Annotated in this window: 18 protein-coding genes and 1 pseudogene; 7 read left to right on the plus strand and 12 right to left on the minus strand. The window is 66.5% G+C overall.

The features are described from left to right. Positions 1–34: 34 nt before the first annotated feature. The 5 genes from CEY08_RS03000 to CEY08_RS03020 all read left to right on the plus strand — a co-directional run bounded on the left by CEY08_RS03000 (position 35) and on the right by CEY08_RS03020 (position 5,307). Positions 35–1,600, plus strand: a complete 1,566-nt coding sequence (locus CEY08_RS03000) for an ABC transporter substrate-binding protein (RefSeq protein ID WP_076815868.1) — start codon at positions 35–37, stop codon at positions 1,598–1,600. Positions 1,601–2,176: 576 nt separating this feature from the next. Then, a complete protein-coding gene (locus tag CEY08_RS03005; protein WP_063961072.1) occupies positions 2,177–2,815 on the plus strand; it encodes a GntR family transcriptional regulator in 639 nt (212 codons plus the stop codon). Between the two features lies 1 nt (position 2,816). Continuing rightward, positions 2,817–3,314, plus strand: a complete 498-nt coding sequence (locus tag CEY08_RS03010) for an ureidoglycolate lyase (protein WP_223306424.1) — start codon at positions 2,817–2,819, stop codon at positions 3,312–3,314. Positions 3,315–3,338: 24 nt separating this feature from the next. Further along, a complete protein-coding gene (locus CEY08_RS03015) occupies positions 3,339–4,265 on the plus strand; it encodes an allantoinase PuuE (RefSeq protein WP_063642063.1) in 927 nt (308 codons plus the stop codon). A 43-nt stretch (positions 4,266–4,308) separates the two neighbouring features. Beyond that, positions 4,309–5,307, plus strand: coding sequence for a Bug family tripartite tricarboxylate transporter substrate binding protein (locus CEY08_RS03020; RefSeq protein WP_076815870.1), 999 nt, complete (start codon positions 4,309–4,311; stop codon positions 5,305–5,307). Between the two features lie 42 nt (positions 5,308–5,349). On the opposite strand, the gene CEY08_RS03025 is transcribed toward CEY08_RS03020, so the two are convergent. From CEY08_RS03025 to CEY08_RS03055, 7 genes are all read right to left on the minus strand, one after another. After that, on the minus strand, positions 5,350–6,909 hold the full coding sequence (locus CEY08_RS03025) for an ABC transporter substrate-binding protein (protein WP_042796749.1): 1,560 nt from the start codon (positions 6,907–6,909) through the stop codon (positions 5,350–5,352). Between the two features lie 175 nt (positions 6,910–7,084). Continuing rightward, positions 7,085–7,705: a GntR family transcriptional regulator gene (locus CEY08_RS03030; RefSeq protein ID WP_063961070.1), complete on the minus strand. Its 621-nt coding sequence runs from the start codon at positions 7,703–7,705 to the stop codon at positions 7,085–7,087. Positions 7,706–7,796: 91 nt separating this feature from the next. Beyond that, positions 7,797–9,452 carry an ABC transporter ATP-binding protein gene (locus CEY08_RS03035; RefSeq protein WP_076815872.1) on the minus strand — a complete coding sequence of 552 codons (1,656 nt, stop codon included), beginning with the start codon at positions 9,450–9,452 and terminating at the stop codon, positions 7,797–7,799. Continuing rightward, positions 9,452–10,270, minus strand: coding sequence for an ABC transporter permease (locus CEY08_RS03040; RefSeq protein ID WP_076815874.1), 819 nt, complete (start codon positions 10,268–10,270; stop codon positions 9,452–9,454). The genes CEY08_RS03035 and CEY08_RS03040 overlap by 1 nt, the downstream gene beginning before the upstream one ends. Next, positions 10,267–11,211, minus strand: a complete 945-nt coding sequence (locus CEY08_RS03045; RefSeq protein ID WP_042796747.1) for an ABC transporter permease — start codon at positions 11,209–11,211, stop codon at positions 10,267–10,269. Before CEY08_RS03045 ends, CEY08_RS03040 begins: the two co-directional genes overlap by 4 nt. A 58-nt stretch (positions 11,212–11,269) precedes the next feature. After that, on the minus strand, positions 11,270–12,139 hold the full coding sequence (locus CEY08_RS03050; RefSeq protein ID WP_042796746.1) for an alpha/beta hydrolase family protein: 870 nt from the start codon (positions 12,137–12,139) through the stop codon (positions 11,270–11,272). Between the two features lie 202 nt (positions 12,140–12,341). Continuing rightward, the gene (locus CEY08_RS03055) at positions 12,342–13,259 is read right to left on the minus strand and encodes a DUF808 domain-containing protein (protein WP_076815876.1); all 918 of its coding nucleotides are present in this window, start codon (positions 13,257–13,259) and stop codon (positions 12,342–12,344) included. 171 nt (positions 13,260–13,430) lie between these two features. Here CEY08_RS03055 and CEY08_RS03060 point away from each other — a divergent pair, with 171 nt between their 5' ends. Then, entirely contained in the window at positions 13,431–13,739 is a 309-nt protein-coding gene (locus tag CEY08_RS03060) for a DUF1272 domain-containing protein (RefSeq protein ID WP_076815878.1), read from the plus strand. Here the strand turns inward: CEY08_RS03060 and ytfE are convergent. Beyond that, a complete protein-coding gene (ytfE, locus tag CEY08_RS03065) occupies positions 13,736–14,416 on the minus strand; it encodes an iron-sulfur cluster repair protein YtfE (RefSeq protein ID WP_063642069.1) in 681 nt (226 codons plus the stop codon). The two genes, CEY08_RS03060 and ytfE, sit on opposite strands and share 4 nt — an antisense overlap. Before the next feature lie 152 nt (positions 14,417–14,568). Here ytfE and norR point away from each other — a divergent pair, with 152 nt between their 5' ends. Beyond that, positions 14,569–16,098: a nitric oxide reductase transcriptional regulator NorR gene (gene norR / locus CEY08_RS03070; RefSeq protein ID WP_076815880.1), complete on the plus strand. Its 1,530-nt coding sequence runs from the start codon at positions 14,569–14,571 to the stop codon at positions 16,096–16,098. Positions 16,099–16,104: 6 nt separating this feature from the next. Here the strand turns inward: norR and CEY08_RS03075 are convergent, their stop codons facing one another. The 4 genes and pseudogenes from CEY08_RS03075 to CEY08_RS03085 form a co-directional block, all read right to left on the minus strand. Next, positions 16,105–17,073, minus strand: a complete 969-nt coding sequence (locus CEY08_RS03075; protein ID WP_063642070.1) for a tripartite tricarboxylate transporter substrate binding protein — start codon at positions 17,071–17,073, stop codon at positions 16,105–16,107. A 44-nt stretch (positions 17,074–17,117) separates the two neighbouring features. Beyond that, positions 17,118–18,107 carry an acrylyl-CoA reductase (NADPH) gene (gene acuI, locus CEY08_RS30105; RefSeq protein ID WP_232033897.1) on the minus strand — a complete coding sequence of 330 codons (990 nt, stop codon included), beginning with the start codon at positions 18,105–18,107 and terminating at the stop codon, positions 17,118–17,120. 78 nt (positions 18,108–18,185) lie between these two features. Further along, a pseudogene (locus CEY08_RS30110) lies at positions 18,186–19,328 on the minus strand (acyl-CoA dehydrogenase family protein); the annotation flags it as partial. After that, positions 19,325–20,533: a CaiB/BaiF CoA transferase family protein gene (locus CEY08_RS03085; protein WP_076815884.1), complete on the minus strand. Its 1,209-nt coding sequence runs from the start codon at positions 20,531–20,533 to the stop codon at positions 19,325–19,327. The pseudogene CEY08_RS30110 and the gene CEY08_RS03085, both read right to left, overlap by 4 nt. Positions 20,534–20,543: the final 10 nt, after the last annotated feature.

The following is a 20,543-nucleotide window of genomic DNA, read 5'->3' on the forward strand; positions in this document are numbered from 1 at the left end:
CGGCGCGCGCAACGCTATCCAGGAAGACGTATCGATGAAAAAACATCTGTTGGGCGCCGCGGTTACGCTGGCGCTGGGCGCCATGGCGGGCACGGCGTGGGCGCAATCCGCCCCGCCGCTGCGCATTTCGTTCACGGCCGACATCCGCTCCACCGAGCCCGGTGTCAACCGCGACAGCAACAGCGACGCGGTAGTGCTGCACATCGTGGAAGGACTGGTGGCCTATGGCGAGGACGCGGAAGTGCGCCCCCTGCTGGCCAAGTCGGTGGACATCAGCGCCGACGGCAAGACCTATACCTTCAAGCTGCGCGAAGGCATCAAGTTCCATAACGGCAAGCCGATGACATCGGCCGACGTGCTTTGGACCTGGCAGCACTACACCGCGGCCAATTCGGGCTGGCGCTGCGCCAGCGAATTCGATGGACGCGGCACGGTCAAGGTAACGGGTGTTGAGACGCCCGATGCGCAGACCGTTGTCTACCACATCGAAAAGCCCAGCAGCCTGTTCCTGGCGACGCTGGCTCGCGCCGACTGCGGCGGCACGGGGATCCTGTCCAAGGATTCGGTGCGCGCGGACGGCACTTGGGACAAACCCATCGGCACGGGCCCCTTCGAGCTGGCGGAATGGAAGCGCGGCGAGTACGTGCGCCTGACCAGGTTCGCGGGCTATTCCAACCTGGACGGCAAACGCGACGGCTATACGGGTTCGAAGCGGCCGCTGGTGGACGAGGTGCGTTTCCTGATCGTGCCGGACGATTCCACCGCCAAGGCAGCCTTGCAACGCGGCAACATCGACATCATCGAGGACGTATCCAATAGCGACGTGCCGGTGCTGCAAGGCACGCCCAATGTCAAAGTGGCGCATGCGCCGGTAATGAGCATGACCGCGCTGCTGATACAGACCAAGGACCCGGTCCTGTCGAACGCCAAGATGCGCCAGGCGCTGGCGCATGCCATCGATTATGCGCAGCTGGCCGCGGCAGTGACCGAAGGCCTGGCCCAGCCCAACAACTCCATCGTGCCGCTGGTCTCGCCTTATCACGATGCAGCGCAAAAACAGGGCTGGAACTACGACCCGACGCTGGCGCAGAAGCTGCTGGGCGAGGCCGGCTACAAAGGGCAGGAGCTGACGATCCTGACCACCAAGCGCTATCCGCAATCGTATAACTCGGCCGTCATCATCCAGGCGATGCTGCAGGCGGTGGGCATCAAGGCGCAATTGTCCGTGGTGGAATGGGCGACGCAGCTGGATCGTTACAACGCGGGTACTTATCAGATGATGACGTTCCCGTACTCGGCGCGGCTGGATGCGGCGCTGAACTACGAGATGGTCACCGGGGACAAGGCAAAGCAGCCGCGCAAAGTCTGGGACAACCCGGAAGCCGTGAAACTGATCGAAGCGGCATCGTCGGATACGGATCATGCGAAGCGGCAAGCTTCGTTTGATCAGCTGCACAAGCTGTTCCTGGCGGATGTGCCTAGCATCCCTTTGTATAACGGGCTGGATATCGGGGCTTATCGGTCGGATATCAGGGGGTATCAGCCTTGGGCGGTCAAGAAGCCGCGGGCGTGGGAGGTGGAGCGGGTTTCGGCTCCTTGATGTTGTTTTTTGTTGATGCCGGTGTTGTCTTCGTAGGCGCCCGGCGGCGCGGGCCTTGAGGCTGCTCGCGCCCGCGATTGCGGTCCGGAGCGTTCGCTCCGGACTCCCCCTTCGTCATCTTCGTCGCCGCCTTCGGCGACTCCTTCAGATTCCCTCGGGCGCATCAAGGTTGCTCGCAGCCTCAAGGCCCGCGCCGCCGGGCTACGAGTTTCTTGGTTCACTGAGCCGTCAGACCCGTGGGTAGTGGCGAGGTTTGCGGGGCCCGCTGCTTGCGGCCGCGCAGGCGGCCGCAAGCAGCTTACGTGGTGGCGAGACGTCGAGGCGGTGTGCGCTTGCGCGCTGGCATGGTCCTCGTTCTCCTCTCCTCGCAGTTTCCTCTCGCCGCGGTTTTCCCCCCGGTTTCCCTTTTTCTCCTCTTCACACGCCTCTCTGATTGCCTGGGATCATCAGGTCTGGCCTATTAGGGATACTACCGGTATCTACTTGGGATACCAGTGGGGTACCTTCTCAACCATTGCGCGGGACGGCAACTGAGAGTCTCTGCCCCCCGCGCCTTTTTCTTACGCTGCAACACACATGAACGCTACGCAACGCACCTATCAGACCCTGCTGGACCAGATCGTTTCGCGCCGGATTCCGGCGGGGGAAGTGTTGGAGGAACGCCGTCTGGCGGATGAGCTGGAGGTATCGCGCACGCCGTTGCGGGCAGCCATGAACCGGTTGCTGGGCGAAGGGATGCTGGAGCGGCTGTCCAATGGGTCCATCGTGGTGCGCTCGTTTGGCGTGACGGATCTGCTGGAACTGCTGCAGATCCGCAGCCTGTTGGAAAGCGAGGCGGCGGCGATGGCGACCGGGCGGATTCCGGCGGAGCCGCTGGAAGGCCTGCGGGCGCGGCTGCAGGCCTTGCTGGATGCGAAGACCCCGGACGAGAAGTCGGATTGGGAGGTCGATAACGCACTGCACGATCTGGTGGCGGCGTACTGCGGCAACCGGAATCTGGCGACGATGATCACTGCGGCGCGGCGGCAGGTGCGGATGTGCGACGTGGAGCGCTTGCCGCAACGGCAGGTACAGGCGCGGGAAGAACATCTGGCGATCGTGGAAGCGCTGCTGTCTGGCGAATCCTCCCGGGCGCGACAAGCGATGGCGGCGCATCTGGAGAACGTGCGGCGCAGCTATGTGAATTCGCTGGGATATCTGAACCATGGCGCGTGACATGAATGATTGTCCGCGCGTGATCCGCCCTCGGCCACTCACGCCCGAGGCCTTCGCGCCGTACGGCGAGGTGATTGCACACCAGGGCGCGGAACGCCGCCACTATCTGACCGAACCCATGCGGCATGGACCCGAAGTGGTTCGGCAGGCGGGCTGGGTCAGCCGGGTGCAGGCCGCGCCTGCGGGGCCGATCGAGATCCGGCTGATGGAACGCCACCGCCATGCGGCGCAGAGCTTCGTGCCGCTGACAGCGTCGCCCTATCTGGTCGTGGTGGCGCCAACCGGTGCCGACGGCCTGCCCGACATGGCGCGGCTGGAGGCCTTTCTGGCAACCGGCAGCCAGGGCGTGTGCTACCGCGTCGGCGCCTGGCATCACGGCCTGACCGTGCTGCAGGGGCCGGCGGAATTCCTGGTTTTGATGGGCCAGACCGGTCGCGGCGATGACGATGAGTTCTGGCAGGCGCCGGCTCCGCACGCCGTGGTCTCGCTTTCCGATTGATTTCTCACCGATGACCAGCCTGCTATGACTACCGATCATCCGCATTTGCGCCGCGACTTCGTCGGCTATGGCGCCACCCCGCCCGATCCCAAGTGGCCGGGCGGCGCGCGCCTGGCGCTGAACCTGTGCATCAACTACGAGGAAGGCGGCGAGCCTTCGGTGCCGGACGGCGACGCTGAATCCGAGACCGGCCTGACCGAAGGCGGCGCGGGCGGCTTCACGGGACGCGACCTGGCGGCCGAATCGATGTTCGAGTATGGCAGCCGGATCGGCTTCTGGCGCGTGCACCGGCTGCTAAGGGAACGCGGCATGACGGCCACCATTCTGGGATGTGGCCTGGCGCTGGAACGCAATCCGGCCGTCTGTGAAGCGATCAAGTCGGCCGGCTATGACGTATGCGCGCATGGCTGGCGCTGGGAACGCCATCAGAACCTGACATTGGAAGAGGAACGCGAACGCATCCGCCGCACCGTGGAATCAATCACCCGCACGGTGGGCTCGCGCCCGTTGGGTTGGTACTGCCGCTACGGTCCCAGTCTGAACACCCGCGCCCTGCTGGCCGAGGAAGGCGGTTTCCTCTACGACTCCGATACCTACAACGACGAGCTGCCCTATTGGACCGAGGTAGGCGGCAAACCCCACCTGCTGGTGCCTTACGGACTGGCCAACAACGACGCCAAATTCATACGCGGCGGCATGGCCACGGGACAGGACCTGTTCGAGTACCTGCGCGACGCCTTCGACATGCTGTACGAAGAGGGCGCCACCGCGCCCAAGATGATGTCCGTGGGCCTGCATCTGCGACTGGTCGGCCAGCCGGGCCGCGCGGCGGGCCTGGCGCGCTTCCTGGACCATGTGTCCGCTCACGACGACGTCTGGGTGTGCCGGCGCGCCGACATCGCGCGCCACTGGCATGCGAACCACCCTGCCGCCCAAGGCGCCGCGCGCTGATTTGTTTTCTGCATCGCCCACGTTTTCTCATCAGGAGAGCAGCATGTCGAAGTACCAGAAAATCAATCGCCGCGGCCTGCTGGCCACGGCCATGGCCGGGTTGCTCGCGCTGGGCCTGAGCCCGGCGGCCGCGCTGGCCGAGGCCTACCCCAGCAAGCCCATCCGCATCGTCGTGCCCTTCCCGCCCGGAGGGGCGGCCGATACGCTGGCGCGCGCGTTGTCGCAACAGTTGAACGATACGTTGGGCAAGCAGGTCATCGTGGAAAATCGCGCCGGCGCGGGCGGCACCATTGGCACCAACGCCGTGGCCCGGGCAGAGCCGGACGGCTATACGCTGCTGCTGGGCAACGTATCCACGCTGGCGATCGCGCCCAGCCTGTATCCGAACCTGAACTACGATCCGGTGAAGGATTTCACCCCCATCACGCTGGTGGGCAAGAGCCCGCTGGTGTTCGCCATCAATCCCGGCCTGCCCGCGAAGAACCTGCCGGACCTGATCGCCCTGGCGAACAAGGAACCCGGCAAGCTGACCTTCGGATCTTCGGGCGCCGGCAGCATCACTCACCTGACGGGCGAAGTGCTGAACCTGGCCACGGGCGGCAAGCTGGTGCACGTGCCTTACAAGGGCAGCGCGCCGGTGCTGCTGGCCGTGGCCTCGGGCGAATTGAGCATGGGCGTGACCCAGGTGGTGGAAATGCTGCCGCAGTACAAGGGCGGCCGGGTCGGCGCCGCGGCGGTGACGGGCGCCGAAAAGTCGCCCGCCCTGCCCGACGTATCGACCGCGGCCTCGCAAGGCGTGAAGGGACTGGAGGCCACCACCTGGTACAGCCTGATGGCGCCTGCGGGCGTGCCTGCGGAAGTGGTCCAGCGCCTGCACCCGGCGCTGGAGAAAGTGCTGACCAATCCCGATCTGCGCAAGCGCTTTGCCGATGAAGGCCTGATTCTGGCTCCATCCACCCAGGGCGAGCTGGGCGCATTCCTGGGCAATGAAGTCCGGGACTGGGCCACGGTGATCAAGCAGGCGGGTGTAAAACTCGACTGAAGGCAGGTAGCGGGCCGCGCTGGCGGCCCTGCCTGAGCGGGATTACTTGCCGTCCCGGACCTTGGTCTCCCAGGCGCGCGGCTTGCCTTCCCAAACCGAGAATCCATCCACGCGCTTGCTGGACGCCCAGGCGTCGGCGCCGTTGTACAGCATCAGCATGGGCGTCTGCTCCAGCATCAGGGCGTGCAGCTGATCGAACAGTGCCTGCCGCCTGGCCGGATCGGATTCCAGGAAACTCTCATCGATCAACTTCTGCGCCGCGGGGTCATCCCACACCTTGCGGGGCTGCTTGGCTTTGTCGCCCGAGAACTGCTCAAAGCTCAGCGACGGGTCCAGGCGCGACGAGAACGAAAACGAGCTGATCTGGTATTTGCCCGTGTTGTAGCGGTCCAGCTGCGTGGCCCACTCCAGGACCTCGATCCTGGCGTTGATGCCCACGGACTGCATCATGGCTTGCGCGATCACCGCCACCTGATAGCTGGGCACATGGGCACGCTTGTTGGCGTAAATGACGACGGGCTCGCCCTTGTAGCCGGCCTCCTTCAGCAATTGCTGCGCCCGGGCTGGATCGTACTTGTAGCCGCGCTTTTCGGCGTCCTTGTAATAGGCGGAACCCGCGTAAACGGCGGAGTTGTTCAGTTGGCCCAGGCCTTCGGAGGCCGCGGCCACGACCTGCGGAATGTCCAGCGACGCGGCGATGGCCTGGCGGACCTTCACGTTCTTCAGCACCGGATCCTCGGTCTGGAACAACAGCACGTGCTTGACGGCGTCATGCGGGCTGAACACGGTGAGGTTCTTGGCATTCCTGAGTTCGCCGACGTCGGTATTGGTGATCTGGGCGGCGTCGATGGCGCCCGACAACAGGCCCGCCTTGGAGGTGGACGGATCCGGCACCACCAGGAACTTGACCTCTTCCACCAGCGGGCGCTTGGAACCGACGTAGCCATCCGGCTTGTCGCCAGCGGGCGAAACGTAGTCCTTGAAAGCCGACAGCAGCGTGTATTCGCCCCGCTTCCAGTCCTTGAACATGTACGGACCGGTGCCCACCGGCTTGATCCAGGAACCATCCGCCGCAACCGAATCCTTGGAGATGATGGCTGTCATGCCGCAGTCGGTGCGGGCCAGCGAATCCAGGAACACGGCGGACTTGCGGTCCACCTTCATCACCACCGTCTGCGCATCGGGCGCGGACACGTCCGTCACCTTCAGGCCGTTACGGCCATCGAAGTCGCTGCGGCAACGCCAATCCGTCTTCGGATCCATGTAGCGTTGCCAGTTCCAGATCACGTCGGCCGAGGTCAGCGCGGCGCCGTTGTGGAACTTGACGCCTTCACGCAGCTTGAAGGTATAGGTCAGACCGTCTTCCGACAGGTCCACCGATTTGGCCAGCAAAGGGCCCACCGTGCCGTTTTCGCGGTAGCCGACCAGGCCTTCGACAATGTTGAGCACCACGCCGTCGGTGGTGTTGTCGCGGTTGACGCCGGGGTTGGTCGAGCGAATGTCGGCCGGCTGGGCGATGGTAAGCAGCGCGGCCTGGGCCGAGCCGGCGGCGGCCAGCGCCAGGCTGAGCGCAAGCGCTCTGGGTACGAAAACGTGGTGCATGCAAAGACTCCCCGGCGTGCGGCGCGAAATTCACGCATATATTGGCGCCAAAATTAGCTGCTCATTATGGGCGGAATGCGCCACGCCGCTATCGGGGGTATCCCTGAAAGGCGCCGGAATGAAAAACGGCGGCCCGGAGGGCCGCCGCAAGCAGATGCGCCAGATGCCGGACGCGTCAGGAAATGTCCTGGCCTACGTGTTGCGCGATGATTTTCTGCAGGCGTTTGACGTCGCGCGCTTCCAGGGCGTCCACCATGTCGAAGTGCTCGCGCGCGGAAATCTCGATGCGCGAGCGCGTGACCCATTCCTTGGCGGGGGCCGCGGGACCGCGGGCGCGGGTTTCGTGGATCAGCGCCACCAGTTCGCGGTTGCGGCACAGATCGTACATGCCGGCATGGAAGGCCAGGTTGACCTCGTACTGTTCCAGCAGCGTGCCATCCTGCAGCAGCTTGGCGAAACGTTCGGCCAGGGCGCGCAATGCCCGAACCTTGGCCGGCGTCACATTGGGCATCAGGTCCGCCGCGGCGCCAGTTTCCAGCAGAATGCGGATATCGCGGATCTGCAGGTGCTGATCCGGATCCATCGCATAGACGTGATAGCCCCGGTTGGGGATGTGCGCGATCAGCCGCTTGGCGGCCAATTGGTCTAGCGCCCGCCGGACGTCCAGACGCTTGGCGTCGTAGCGTTCCTGCAGGTCGATCTGTTTCAGCCAGGCGCCGGGACCGAATACGCCCGCTTGAATATCATGGGCAATGCGATCAACCAGGCCGGGCTGTGCCGTTGCCGCTTTCGGCATGGACCACTCCCGTCTATCAAATCCGAAGCGCGTATTTTATGCGTAAGTATCCAGGGGGATGGCGCTGGCACCCCCTGGGAAACCCGCCCCCTCAGGCGCTGGCCCGCAGCGGCTCCTGCTGGTCCAGCCTCCAACGCAGCCGCACGCCGCCGGTGTCGGTGGATTCCAGCGCTGGAATCGCCGACAGCAGGCTGCGCGTGTATTCCTCCCGCGGCTGGTCGAACACGGCGTCGCGCGAACCTTGCTCAACAATGCCGCCGTCGCGCATTACCACCACGCGGTCCGCCACCTGTTCCACCACGCCCAGGTCATGGCTGATGAACAGGCAGGAAAAACCGTGGCGTTCCTGCAGGTCGGCAAACAGGTCCAGCACCTGTGCGCGCACGGTCACATCCAGGGCGGACACCGGTTCGTCCGCAATGACAAAGGCCGGACGCCGCACGATGGCGCGGGCGATCGCGACGCGCTGCCGCTGACCACCGGACATTTCGTGGGGATAGCGTTTCGCGTATTCGGATCCCAGCCCGACTTCGGCCAGCACCTCGTCCACGCGGCGGCGCTTTTCCGCCGCAGGCATATCTTCCAGCATGCGCAGGCCCTCGCCCACCAGCTGGCCGATCGTCATGCGCGGGTCCAGCGAGGAATACGGGTCCTGGAACACCATCTGGCAATTCAAGCGGTAGTCCCGCCAGGAGGCGGAGCGCCGGTCCACCTGCTGGCCACGGAACAGGATCTGGCCCGACGTGGGCGCCAACAGCCCCGCGATGGCGCGGCCCAGCGTGGTCTTGCCCGAGCCCGAGCCGCCCACCACCGCCACCACTTCGCGCGGTTTGACGTGCAGGTCGATGCCATTGAGCGCGCGCTTGGCGCCGGTGCGCGAGAACAAGCGCTGGTGTCCGGCGTAGTCCACCACCAGGTTCTTGACCTCGACGATGGGCGCCTCCTTGCCCAGTTGGCGCGCCGGCAGCCGGCGCGGCATGGCATCCAGCAGCTTGCGCGTGTAGGGATGCTGAGGCCGTTCCAGGATGGCCGCCGTGGCGCCGGTTTCCAGCACCTTGCCGTGCTGCATCACGACCATGCGCTCGGTGTAGCGCGCCACCATCGGCAGGTCGTGGCTGATCATCAGCACGGCCGTATGGTGTTCGCGGGTCAGGTCCACCATCAGTTCGAGCACGTCGCGTTGCACCACCGCGTCCAGCGCGGTGGTGGGTTCGTCGGCGATCAGCAGCGTGGGCTCCAGCAGCATCACGGACGCCAGCATCATGCGCTGGCGCATGCCACCGGAGAACTCGTGGGGCCAGGCTTCCATCGCCCCTTTGGGGTCCCGGATGCCGACCCGGCGCAGCATTTCCAGGATGCGTTCACGGCGCGCGGAGGCGGACAGGTCCTTGCGGTGCAGCCTCAGGCCCTCCTCCAGTTGCCGCCCGATGGGCATGGACGGATTGAGCGAGGTCATCGGCTCCTGGAACACCATGCCGATGCGCGCGCCGCGCAGCTTGCGCAGCGCCGCGGGCGCCGCCCGCGTCACATCCACGCCTTCGAACGTGATGGAGCCGCCCGCAACCACCAGCGGCGCGGGCGTCAGGCCCATGATGGCGCGCGCGGCCTGCGTCTTGCCGCTGCCCGATTCGCCGACGATGCCGACCATTTCGCCTGGCGCTACCTCGAAGGACACTCCGCTCACGATTTCGCGGCCGCCGGGGCCCACGGTCAGCGACAGATTGGATACCGATACCAAAGCGCTCATTACACGCCCCTCATGCGGGGATCGAGACGGTCACGCACCGCGTCGCCCAGGAGATTGATTCCCAGCAGCGCGAGCGCGATGGCCAGGCCGGGAAGTATGGATAGATAGGAGGCCTGCGCCATGAACGGCCGCGCGGCGGCCAGCATATTGCCCCACGTCGGCGCGGGAGGCGGCACGCCCAGGCCCAGGAAGGACAGCGCGCTTTCCGCCAGGATCACCCAACCGAACATGGACGTCGCCAGTACCGTCAGCGGCGCCACGCAATTGGGCAGCACATGGCGGAACATGGTGTAGAGCTCGGAATTACCCAGCACGCGCGAGGATTCGATGAATTCTTTCTCGCGCAGAGACAACACCGTGCCGCGCACGATACGCGTCACCGACGGCGTATAGGCCAGGCCCAGCGCCAGGATGATGCCGTACTTGTTGGCGCCCACGACGGCCAGCAGGCCCAGCGCCAGCAGCAGTCCCGGGAAGGCCAGTAGCGCATTGTTGAAGGCCATGATGACGCGGTCGGTCCAGCCCCGCACAAAGCCCGTCAGGGTACCGATGACCGTGCCCGCGATGATGGCAAAGCTCACCGTCAGGAGACTGATCCAGACGCTGCTGGACGCGCCGGCAAGCAGACGCGACAGTTCGTCGCGGCCGAATTCGTCCGTGCCCAGCAGGAACTCTCCGCCGGGCGGCCTGAGCCGTGCCACGAAATTGATCTTCAGCGGATCATGGGGGGTCCAGAAGGCGCCCATGACGGCCGCCACTATCATCAGCGCCACGATAGCGCCGCCCAGTAGCGCGTTGGCTGCGATTCGCTTTTTCATTCGGCGGTCACTCTCGGGTCGAAAATGGGATAGCAAAGGTCGATGAACAGGTTCACGATCACGTAGACCACGCCCACGAACAGGAGACAGCCCTGGATCACCGGGTAATCGCGGGCGAAGATGGAGTCCACCAGCAGGCGTCCCAGCCCGGGGATGGTGAACACGGTCTCCACCACGGCGATGCCGCCCAGCAGGTTGCCCAGCACCAGGCCGATCAGCGTCCAGGTGGGGCCGAACGCATTACGGAAGGCATGGCGCATCAGCACCGCGGATTCCGACAGTCCTTTGGCGCGCGCGTGGGTGATGTAGTCCAGCCGCAGCACTTCCAGCGTGCTGGCTCGCGCCATGCGCATCAATACGCCGATTTCGTGCAGGAACAGCGTCAGGATGGGCATGGCCAGGTACAGCAGGCCGGCCTTCCAGTCCTCGCCAATGGACACATAGCCCACCACCGGCAGCCATTGCAGCTTGAGGCCGAAGAAGATCAGCAGCAGCAGGCCCAGCCAGAAGGTCGGGATCGACACCAGCAGCGTGGCGGTGCCCACCAGGAACAGGTCCGGCGCCTTGTTCTGCTTCCAGGCGGCGATCATGCCGGCCGGCACCGCCACCAGCGCGGCGAAGAACACGGCCACCAGCACAACGCGGCCGCTGATCAGGAAACGGTCCCACACCAGCGGCAGTACCGGTTGCCCGGTATTGATGGACGACCCGAGGTCTCCGTGCAGCATGTTGCCGAACCAAATGCCGAACTGGGTGAGCCAGGTCTGGTCCAGCCCCAGCCGCGCCCGCAGGTCGGCCAGCGCGGCCGGCGTGGCCAGGTCGCCCAGCAGCAATTGGGCGGGATCGCCCGGGATGAGCCGGATCATCACGAAGACCGCCACCGCCACGATCAGCAGGGTCGGTATGGCCATGACGATACGGGATAGCGCGAAACGCAGCATGGCCCTCTCCTATTCCTCGGCGCGGACTCGCGGAAGCCCGCGTCCGCTGCCGGTGGTCTCAATTGCGTTCATGTCGCAGCTTGCGCAAGGCAGCAGCCAGGAAGTCCTGCACCTGGCCCACGCATTTCAAGCCGTCGTGCGGCACGTTTTCCACCACGTCCAGCACCGCGGAAACGCCGGCGGCCTCGAACGAGCGCCGCAGCGACTCCAGGCGCTCCGGGCGGGTCTTGCCGGCGGCGTTCGCGCCGGGCATGAAGAACTTGCCGCCTTCGCGGTGGGTGATTTCCCAGGTCTCCAGGTCGGCCTTGCCCACGATCATGTGCACGGCCACCTGCTTGAGCGCTTCGATATCGACGCGCTTGCCAAAACGCGCCTCCGCGTCGCGCACGCCCACCCACCAATCCTGGTTGGGATCCAGCAGCGTCACCGAGCCCGGCGCTCCGATCGACACGGCCCACAGGCTTTCGGGGTGCAGGTAGGCGTAACGGTTGACGAATTGGCCGCCGCCCGAATAGCCGAACAGGCCGAATTTCTTGAACTCGCGGCCGAACTTCTCGCCGACCTCCGCCACCATGTCCAGCAGGATCTGGTCGTAACGGATGTCGCCTTCCCGCAGTTGCTTGAAGCCGTCGCGGTTGCCATCGCCCAGCGGGCTCACCGGGAACAGGGGGCACAGCACGATGCAGTCGTTCCAGCGGGCGAACTCCGCAAACGCGTCGCGGTATTCCACGAAGGCGCGGCCCGTGCCGTGCATGATCACCACCAGTTCCATCGGATGCCTGGCGGAATCGATATGCGGCGGCACGTAGGTGCAATAGGAAAAGCGTGGATCGGAGCGCGCGGCAAAGACGGTGCTATGTCCCAGGTCGTACATGGCCCGCGCGCGGGCGGCGTCGGGCTGGATGGCAAGTGCTGCGTTGGACTGCATGGTTTCCTCGTTTCCATGGCCGCGCGGGCGGACGCATGGTGTGTACCGGTGGTCGAAATAATGATCACATAAATTGGCGCCAATTTTAGGCGCACGCATTCCGGCACAACAAGGCAGGGGATTCCCTAGGAAACGCGCGGAAACGGGCGGCGCCGCGCGCAGCGCGGCGCGGGCGCGCATCAGCCGAGGCCGTGCGCCTGCCTCAGCCTTTCTTGAACAGGCGCTTGACGAGGCTGACCGCCCCCAGCACTACCGCTCCGGCCACGATGCCGAACAAGGCGTTGAGCAAGGTGGCGGTCAGCGCCTGCACCACCCCGCCCCCGCCCACTGCGGCGGCGGCCTGGTCGACGGCGGCCTGCACCGGCGGGATGCCGTGGGTCAGGATGGCACCGCCCACCATGAACATGGCGGCGGTGCCGACCACGGAAAGCGTCTTCATCAGATAAGGCGCCGCGCCGACGATACGCCGGCCCAGCCAGGCCACCCCCTGCGAGGACTTGCGGCTCATATAAAGACCCAGGTCGTCCAGCTTGACGATGCCGGCCACCAGCCCATACACCCCGATCGTCATCGCGATGGCGATAACGGACAGCACCAGCACCTGGCGAGTGAAATCCGCGTCCGCCACCGCTCCCAGGCTGATGACGATGATTTCCGCCGAGAGGATGAAATCCGTGCGCACCGCGCCCTTGATCTTGTCGCGTTCGAACGCCACCATGTCCACCGAGGCATCCTGCAGGGCTTCGGCGCGCGCGGCATGGTTGCCTTCGTCCGAATCGCCATGCGGCAGGAACTTGTGCGCCAGCTTTTCCACGCCTTCGTAGCAGAGAAAAGCCCCGCCCACCATCAGCAAGGGCGTGATCGCCCAGGGCGCGAATGCGCTGACGAGCAGCGCTGCGGGCACCAGGATCAGCTTATTGATGAAAGAGCCCTTGGCCACTGCCCATACGACCGGCAGTTCCCGGTTGACCGGCACTCCCGTGACCTGCTGGGCATTGAGAGCCAGGTCGTCGCCCAGCACCCCAGCCGTTTTCTTTGCCGCCACCTTGGTCATGACGGACACGTCGTCCAGTATGGTCGCGATATCGTCGAACAGTGCGAAGAAGCTGCTTCCGGCCATCAAGAATCCCCTAAGCCTCATAAGGTTTCCCGAGTGTACAGGCCGCCGCCATCCGGAAAATGGCGCCTGCCTGGCCGTTTTCACTTCTTTTCTGTCCGTAACCTCCATGGCGCCGTCCAGCCGTCCGGCCTACCCTGTCGCCTGGACTCGTCTCTCGCCCCAGGAGGCCACATGCTTGCCTTGCGACCCAGTTGCGAACACTGTGATGCGGCGCTGCCGCCGGACTCCACCGCAGCCCGGATATGCAGTTTTGAATGCACCTTCTGCGCCGCTTGCGCCGAGGAACTGCTGGGCAATGTCTGCCCCAACTGCGGCGGCGGCTTCGCGCCGCGCCCGGTCCGCCCGGCCAGCGACCGCAAGGGCGGGAATTTCCTGGGCAACTATCCCGCCAGCGCCGAGCGCAAGCACCGCCCGGTCGACTTCGCCGCGCACGAGGCGCTGCGGCGCAGCCTGGACGGCGTTGCGCCAGAACGCCGCTAGCTGCGCGCGCGCGCCGCCGGACTGGCGGCGTTCTCGAACAGGATGTTGTTTTCCAGGTGGATGTGCGCCATCAGGTCCTCCTTGAAGGTACGCAGGCCCAGGTACAACGCGCGCCAGGTGTTGCAGGCGGCGCGCGGCAGCGTTATGCCATGGGTCAACGCCAGCAGCCGTTCCAGCGCCACGCCGTGATCGTCATGTTCGGCGCGCATGACCATGATGGGCATGCTGGCCATGGCCCCATGGCCGCGGGCCAGCATCGGGAACAGCACCTGTTCCTCCTTCTGCATATGGCTTTCCAGCTCCTGCTGCATCACGCGCAAGTGATCGGCCAGGCCTGTCGGGCAGTCCGGGCTGTCGGCATGCACCTGTTCCACCTTCAACGCCAGACGGATCAGTTCCGGTAGCTGCTGGCGATGCACCTCGTGATAGCGCGCCAGGATGTGGTCGACCAGTTCGGCGGCGGAGACCTGGCTCCAATCCGTTTCGTGGGACGGCGCGCGCGCCAGTTCAATCAGGCGGGCCTCGATCTGCCCCGCGTCCAGCGAACGCTGGGCCGCCGCCTCTGCCAGGCTCTTCTTGCCGCCACAGCAGAAATCCAGCTGGTACTCATGAAACACCTGGGTAGCGCCAGGGATGCTGCGGGCCAATTGCCCCAGGGATTGCTCGACCATGCTCATCGCGTCTCTCCATAGTTCGTGACGGGTACTGGAACAAACGCGAAAACCGTGCCAGGAAAAACTTGCTATTTATCAATAGATTGCAAATTAAAGGGTGAATATCACCCTGAAAAATGACGGTTCAATGCACCCCGAACGGTAAAATTCACCCCATGCAAAACCTCTTGCTGGCCGATCTGGTTGCCGACCTTCCCCCCGCAGTCCGCCTGCAGCGGCTGGTGTCCAGCTTGCGCACGCACTTCCGCTGCGGCGCGGTGGCGCTGCTGCAATTGGAAGAGGATCATCTGCGACCCATCGCGGTGGACGGACTCACCCAGGATGCGCTGGGCCGCCGCTTCGCCGTGCAACAGCACCCACGGTTGGCCGCCATCCTCGCGCGGCGCGGGGTCACGTGCTTTCACCATGACAGCACCCTGCCCGATCCCTACGACGGTCTGATCAACGGAATGGCGGGCGAACCGCTGCCGGTGCATGACTGCATGGGCACCAGCCTGCATATCGAAGGCCGGCCATGGGGCGTGCTGACCCTGGATGCGCTGGAGGTCGGCACCTTTGACGCCGAGGCCCAGTCCGACCTGCGCGATTACATCGTGCTGCTGGAAGCCGCCTTGCGCACCACCCGCCTGGAGGCGGAAATCCGCGCGCTGCGCGTGGCGCGCGGCCCGGAACCCGCCGACAGCGCCGTCGCCGACAACAACGAGATCCTGGGGCAAAGCGAGGCCATCGGCCGTCTGCTGCACGAGATCCAGGTGGTGGCGGATTCGGAACTGCCCATCCTGCTGCTGGGCGAAACCGGCGTGGGCAAGGAACTGTTCGCGCATCGCGTGCACCGCCTTTCGCGCCGCCGCGACAAGCCGCTGGTGCATGTGAACTGCGCCGCGCTGCCCGAATCGCTGGCCGAAAGCGAATTGTTCGGCCACGCCAAGGGCGCCTTCTCGGGCGCGGTCGCCGACCGCCCGGGCCGCTTCGAGGCCGCCAACGGGGGCACGCTGTTCCTGGACGAAGTGGGTGAACTGCCGCTGCTGGTGCAGGCCAAGCTCCTGCGCACTTTGCAGAACGGTGAAATCCAGCGCCTGGGCGATGACCGTCCGCGCCGTGTGGACGTGCGCATCCTGGCCGCCACCAACCGCAGCCTGCGCGACCTTGTTCGCGCCGGCGATTTCCGCGCCGACCTCTACCATCGCCTGTCGGTCTACCCCATCCCCATCCCCCCGCTGCGCGACCGCGGCAATGATGTGCTGCTGCTGGCCGGCCGCTATCTGGAGCTGAACCGCGCGCGCCTCGGCCTGCGCAGCCTGAGACTGTCGCCGGAGGCCGAGGACATGTTGCGCCGCTACCGATGGCCCGGCAATGTGCGCGAACTGGAGCACGTCATCAGCCGCGCCGCCATCAAGGCCGTCAGCCATGGCGCCAGCCGCAACGAGATCGTGACACTGGGCGCGAAACTGCTGGACCTGTCCGACGGCGACATGCCCCTGCTCTCGCCGCACGACGATGCCGACACGCCCGCGCCCCTGGGCCAGGACCAGACGCTGCGCGTAGCGGTGGACACATGCCAGCGCCAGGCCATCCGCCGCGCGCTGGACGCACATCAAGGCAACTGGGCCCACGCCGCGCGAGCGCTGGGCGTGGACCCCAGCAACCTGCACAAGCTGGCGCGGCGCATCGGGCTCAAGGGCTGAGGCGGCCTATTCGATCTTGATGCCCGTGTCCCGGATCAGCTTGCCCCAGCGCTGCGATTCGGCCTGCACGCGCTGCTGGAATTGCTCCGGCGAGCTGGACACGATATTGAAGCCGCCCTGCTCCATGCTGTCCCTCACCTGCGGCGTCGCCAAGGTGTCGCTCAAGGCCTGCTGCACGCGCTTGCGCACCTCGGCGGGCAGGCCGGCCGGCGCCAGCATGCCCACCCAGGAATAGGCCTCGAAGCCGGGTACCAGCGTGGCGATGGGCGGCACGTCGGGCAGCGCCGGTGCGGGCTGCGCCGTGCCGATGGCCAGCGCGTTCAGGCGCCCGCCCTGCACGAAGCCGACGATGGTCGGCAGGCTGGCGATCACCACGTCCACCTCGCCGCCCAGGACCGCGTTGAACATCGGGCCGCCGCCGCGATAAGGCACGTGCGTCAGCTTGATGTCCGTGCGCGCCGCCAGGGCCGCCAGGTTGAGATGATTCGATCCGCCCACGCCCGAGGAGCCGTAATTCAGCTGGCCTGGATGCGCGCGCGCGTAGTCCAGGAACTGCTGCAAGGTGGTGATGCCGGTCTTCTTGGCCGTCAGCAGCACCGCAGGCATGGTGCCGATCAGGCTGATGTAGTCGAAGGACTTGATGGTGTCGTATGACAGGTTCTTGTAGAGCGAACCGTTGACCGCGTGCGAGTCGAACGCCAGCATCAGCGTGTAGCCGTCGGCTGGCGCGCGCGCGAGCTCGGCGGTGCCTATGGTGCCGGAAGCGCCGCCCTTGTTGTCCACCACCACGGTCTGGCCTAGCTTCTGCGACAGAACGGGCGCGATATTGCGCGCCACGTAGTCCACCGAACCGCCGGGCGGAAACGGCACGATCAACCGCACCGGCCTGTCCGGATACCCCTGTCCCCATGCCGCGCCGGCGGCGGCGCAAAGCGCCGCCGCAGCGATGGCGGAACGCCATCGTTGCTTCATCATGCCCAGTCTCCTTTGGTGGTGTGCGGGCCGCTATGCTGCGGCCCTTATCGGTTCACATCGACGACGATGCGGCCGCGTATCCTGCCCTCCAGCATGGGCGTCGCGGCGGCCGCGATTTCCGACAGGCCCAGCTCCCGCGTGTTGACCTCCAGCATGCCGCGCGGCAACTCCGCAGCCAGCCGGCGCCAGGCCTCGGCACGCAGCGCCATGGGCGCATAGACGCTGTCCACGCCAACCAGCGTCACTGCGCGCAGGATGAAGGGAGCCACCGTTGCCGGCAGGTCCATGCCTTGGGCCAGTCCGCAGGCCGCCACCGGCGCGCCGTAGCGCATGCCGGCCAGCACATTGGCCAGCGTATGGCTGCCGACGCAATCGACGGCCGCCGCCCACGCCTCCTTCTGCAGGGGCTTGCCGGGCGCCGACAGCGTGGCGCGATCCAGAATGCCGCTGGCGCCCAGGCCGCGCAGATAGTCGGCTTCCTGCGGACGCCCGGTGCTTGCCGTAACCGTGTAGCCCCTGCCCGCCAGCAGCGCGATGGCGACCGTGCCGACTCCGCCATTGGCGCCCGTCACCAGCACTGGCCCTGCCTCAGGCGTGGCGTTGTGCCGCTCCAGCGCCATCACGCACAGCATGGCCGTGTAGCCAGCGGTGCCGATGGCCATGGCCTGGCGTGCGTCCATCCCGGCCGGCAAGGGCAGTAGCCAGTCTGCCCGCACACGCGCGGCTTGCGCCAAACCGCCCCACCGCGTCTCGCCCAGGCCCCAGCCATTGAGCAGCACCGCATCGCCCGGCTTGAAACGCGGATCGGCGCTGCGGCGCACTTTGCCGGCGAAATCGATGCCCGGCACCATGGGGAAGCTGCGCACCACCGGCGACCTGCCGGTAATCGCCAGCGCATCCTTGTAGTTCAGGGACGAATACTCCACCTCCACCAACACCTCGCCTTCCGGCAACTCGTCTTCGGCGATCTGCGCCAGGCGCGCCTGTGTGGCCCCGTCTTCGCCTCGCGTCAGCTTCAATGCCTGATACGACATGCTTTCCTCCCTGTGGATGGCGGCCCCCGCCGCGATGGTTCGCGGCCCCCCGGCAAAGCGCTGGGCCAGTCCGGCCGCGATGCGCTCATTCATCATTTCAGTGGTGCCATCGGCGAAGCACAGCGCCTTGGCCGCGAGCAGCCGCCGCGCCATGCCTTGGGCCGGCAACAGGCCGCTGGCGCCCAGGACCTGCACGCAGGCGGAAATGGCGTCCAGGCACTCCTCACCCGCGTACTTCTTGGCCATGGCCGCGGCCGGTACAGCTTCGTCCGAACCGGCATCGATCAGGCCCGCGGCGCGGTCCGTGAGCATGCGCAGGATCTGCAGCCGCATCGACACGTCGGCCAGCGACCAGCGCAAGCCTTGCTGCTCCATGATGGGACGGCCGAAAGCTTGCCGCGTCGAAGCGTGGCGCACCGCCTGCCGCAGCGCGCTGTCGAGCAGGCCCGCGGCCATCGCGGCGATGTGCGTGCGTGCCTTGTTCACACCGGCCAGGGCCATCTGGAAGCCCTGGCCTGGCGGGTACAGCACGTCGCTATCCTCGGCCGGGTAGCCGTTCAGGCGAATGCCGGCGATGCCGGCCGCGCCCAGCCCTTCCAGCGGCGCGCCTGTCACGCGCTCGCATTGCGGCGCGCGCAGGTCGACGATGAAGCAGGCGATGCCGGCCGGCCCCCGCGCCGCATCGGTCTGCGCGAACACCAGCGCCAGTTCCCCGCCCGCGGCGTTGGCCACCCAGGCTTTCTCGCCATCCAGGATGAAGCCCCCGCCATCGCGGGGCCGCGCCAGGGTGGAGATGGAAGCGAAATCGCTGCCCGCGCGCGGCTCCGACATGGCGGTGCCACCGACGAGATCGCCGGCCAGCAATCCGGGCAGGTAACGCTCGCGGGCGGCGGCGCTACCGTGTTCCGCGATGCGCAAGGCCACGTTGTGCTGATTGATGAAGGCGAAGGCAAACGCGAAATCCGTGGCGGCCAGCGTCTCCGCCGCCCGGGCCCGCATGTAGTACGGCAAGCCCAATCCCCCGCAATCCGCCGGGATTTCTATACCCGCATAGCCCAGCCTGCAGGCCTCGCGGATCTGGGCGCCGGCCCAGGCCTGGTCGCCGCAGCCCGCCGCCGCCAGTGGCACCACCGCCTCTTGCGCAAAGGCCGCCAGTCCTAGCAGCAGCCCGCGCTCGCCCTCGCTCAAGCCCAGGTCGCGATCGTCCGCCGCCGCGCTCATTGCATGGCTCCCGCCGCCGCGCCGGTGCGGATGACGCCCGCCGCCTCCAGGGCGGCCAGGCTGGCGCCGTCGTAGCCGGCCATGGCGCGCAACAGCGCCGCCGTGTCCTGCCCCAGCGCGGGCGGGTAGTCCAGACGCGGCTGCCCGACGAACTTGAAGGGATTGCCCAGCATGCGCACGGTCTCGCCATCCCGTGGCCTGGCCACCTCTTCCACCATGCCGCGCGACGCCGCCAGCGGATGGGCCAGCGCTTCGTCCACGCCCAGCACCAGCGCGGCGGGCACGCGCCGCGCCTCGAAGATGTCCAGCCATTGCTGCGCGCTGCGCGCGCCGATGGCACCCGACAAAGCCTCGGTCAGCGCGTCCACGTTGGCCACGCGCGCCGCGGGCGTGGCATAGCGCGGGTCGGCGGCGAGTTCGGGGAGCCCGATGGCGCCACACAAGGCCTGCCAAAATGCCTCGCCCGTGGGCGCCAGCGCGATCCACCGTCCGTCCGAGGTGCGATAGATGTCGCTGGGCGCGATCATTCCGTGGCGCGCGCCCGCCGCGCGCGGCACGTGCCCGCCTTGCAGATAGCCCTGGGCCTGCCACGTCAGCATCGCCATCTGCGCGTCGAACAGCGACACCTGCACAGCCTCGCCCGCGCCGCTGGCCTGCGCCTGTGCCAAGCCGGCCGCCACGCCCAGCGCGAGGTACAGCCCGCCCGCCAGGTCCGCCACCTGATAACCCACGCGCACCGGCTTGCCGCCCGCCTCCCCCGTGATGCTCATCAGCCCGGACATGGCCTGCAGCATCAGGTCAAATGCGGGCGCGCCCGCATAGGGCCCGCGGTCGTCCAGACCGATCAACTGGCCGACCACGATGCGCGGATTGATCGCGGCCAGGGTCGCGTGGTCCAGCCCCAGCCGAGCCGGAACGTCCGAGGCGAAACCGTAGATCACCGCGTCCGCCTCGCGCACCAGATCCTGGAACGCCTGCCGGCCCAGCGGATGCTTCAGGTCCAGCGCCACGCTGCGCTTGCCCCGGTTTACCGACAGGAAGAACGGCGAATCCTGCGTTTCGGTGACCGGAGGCACCGAGCGCGCGTAGTCGCCGCTGACGGGCTCCACCTTGATGACCTCGGCGCCCAATTGCGCCAGCAACTGGCCGGCGAATGGTCCGCCCAGCACCCACGTCAGATCCAGTATGACCTTGCCCTGCAGCATGCCCCCTCCC

Source organism: Achromobacter insolitus (assembly GCF_002209555.1).
In the GTDB taxonomy this organism is placed as follows: domain Bacteria; phylum Pseudomonadota; class Gammaproteobacteria; order Burkholderiales; family Burkholderiaceae_B; genus Achromobacter; species Achromobacter insolitus.

What these genes read in the sequence shown, in the direction of transcription:
- CEY08_RS03000 (WP_076815868.1), top strand. Translation starts at nt 35, where the DNA reads ATGAAAAAACATCTGTTGGGCGCCGCGGTTACGCTGGCGCTGGGCGCC.
- CEY08_RS03005 (WP_063961072.1), top strand. Translation starts at nt 2,177, where the DNA reads ATGAACGCTACGCAACGCACCTATCAGACCCTGCTGGACCAGATCGTT.
- CEY08_RS03010 (WP_223306424.1), top strand. Translation starts at nt 2,817, where the DNA reads ATGAATGATTGTCCGCGCGTGATCCGCCCTCGGCCACTCACGCCCGAG.
- CEY08_RS03015 (WP_063642063.1), top strand. Translation starts at nt 3,339, where the DNA reads ATGACTACCGATCATCCGCATTTGCGCCGCGACTTCGTCGGCTATGGC.
- CEY08_RS03020 (WP_076815870.1), top strand. Translation starts at nt 4,309, where the DNA reads ATGTCGAAGTACCAGAAAATCAATCGCCGCGGCCTGCTGGCCACGGCC.
- CEY08_RS03025 (WP_042796749.1), bottom strand. Translation starts at nt 6,909, where the DNA reads ATGCACCACGTTTTCGTACCCAGAGCGCTTGCGCTCAGCCTGGCGCTG.
- CEY08_RS03030 (WP_063961070.1), bottom strand. Translation starts at nt 7,705, where the DNA reads ATGCCGAAAGCGGCAACGGCACAGCCCGGCCTGGTTGATCGCATTGCC.
- CEY08_RS03035 (WP_076815872.1), bottom strand. Translation starts at nt 9,452, where the DNA reads ATGAGCGCTTTGGTATCGGTATCCAATCTGTCGCTGACCGTGGGCCCC.
- CEY08_RS03040 (WP_076815874.1), bottom strand. Translation starts at nt 10,270, where the DNA reads ATGAAAAAGCGAATCGCAGCCAACGCGCTACTGGGCGGCGCTATCGTG.
- CEY08_RS03045 (WP_042796747.1), bottom strand. Translation starts at nt 11,211, where the DNA reads ATGCTGCGTTTCGCGCTATCCCGTATCGTCATGGCCATACCGACCCTG.
- CEY08_RS03050 (WP_042796746.1), bottom strand. Translation starts at nt 12,139, where the DNA reads ATGCAGTCCAACGCAGCACTTGCCATCCAGCCCGACGCCGCCCGCGCG.
- CEY08_RS03055 (WP_076815876.1), bottom strand. Translation starts at nt 13,259, where the DNA reads ATGGCCGGAAGCAGCTTCTTCGCACTGTTCGACGATATCGCGACCATA.
- CEY08_RS03060 (WP_076815878.1), top strand. Translation starts at nt 13,431, where the DNA reads ATGCTTGCCTTGCGACCCAGTTGCGAACACTGTGATGCGGCGCTGCCG.
- ytfE (WP_063642069.1), bottom strand. Translation starts at nt 14,416, where the DNA reads ATGAGCATGGTCGAGCAATCCCTGGGGCAATTGGCCCGCAGCATCCCT.
- norR (WP_076815880.1), top strand. Translation starts at nt 14,569, where the DNA reads ATGCAAAACCTCTTGCTGGCCGATCTGGTTGCCGACCTTCCCCCCGCA.
- CEY08_RS03075 (WP_063642070.1), bottom strand. Translation starts at nt 17,073, where the DNA reads ATGATGAAGCAACGATGGCGTTCCGCCATCGCTGCGGCGGCGCTTTGC.
- acuI (WP_232033897.1), bottom strand. Translation starts at nt 18,107, where the DNA reads ATGTCGTATCAGGCATTGAAGCTGACGCGAGGCGAAGACGGGGCCACA.
- CEY08_RS03085 (WP_076815884.1), bottom strand. Translation starts at nt 20,533, where the DNA reads ATGCTGCAGGGCAAGGTCATACTGGATCTGACGTGGGTGCTGGGCGGA.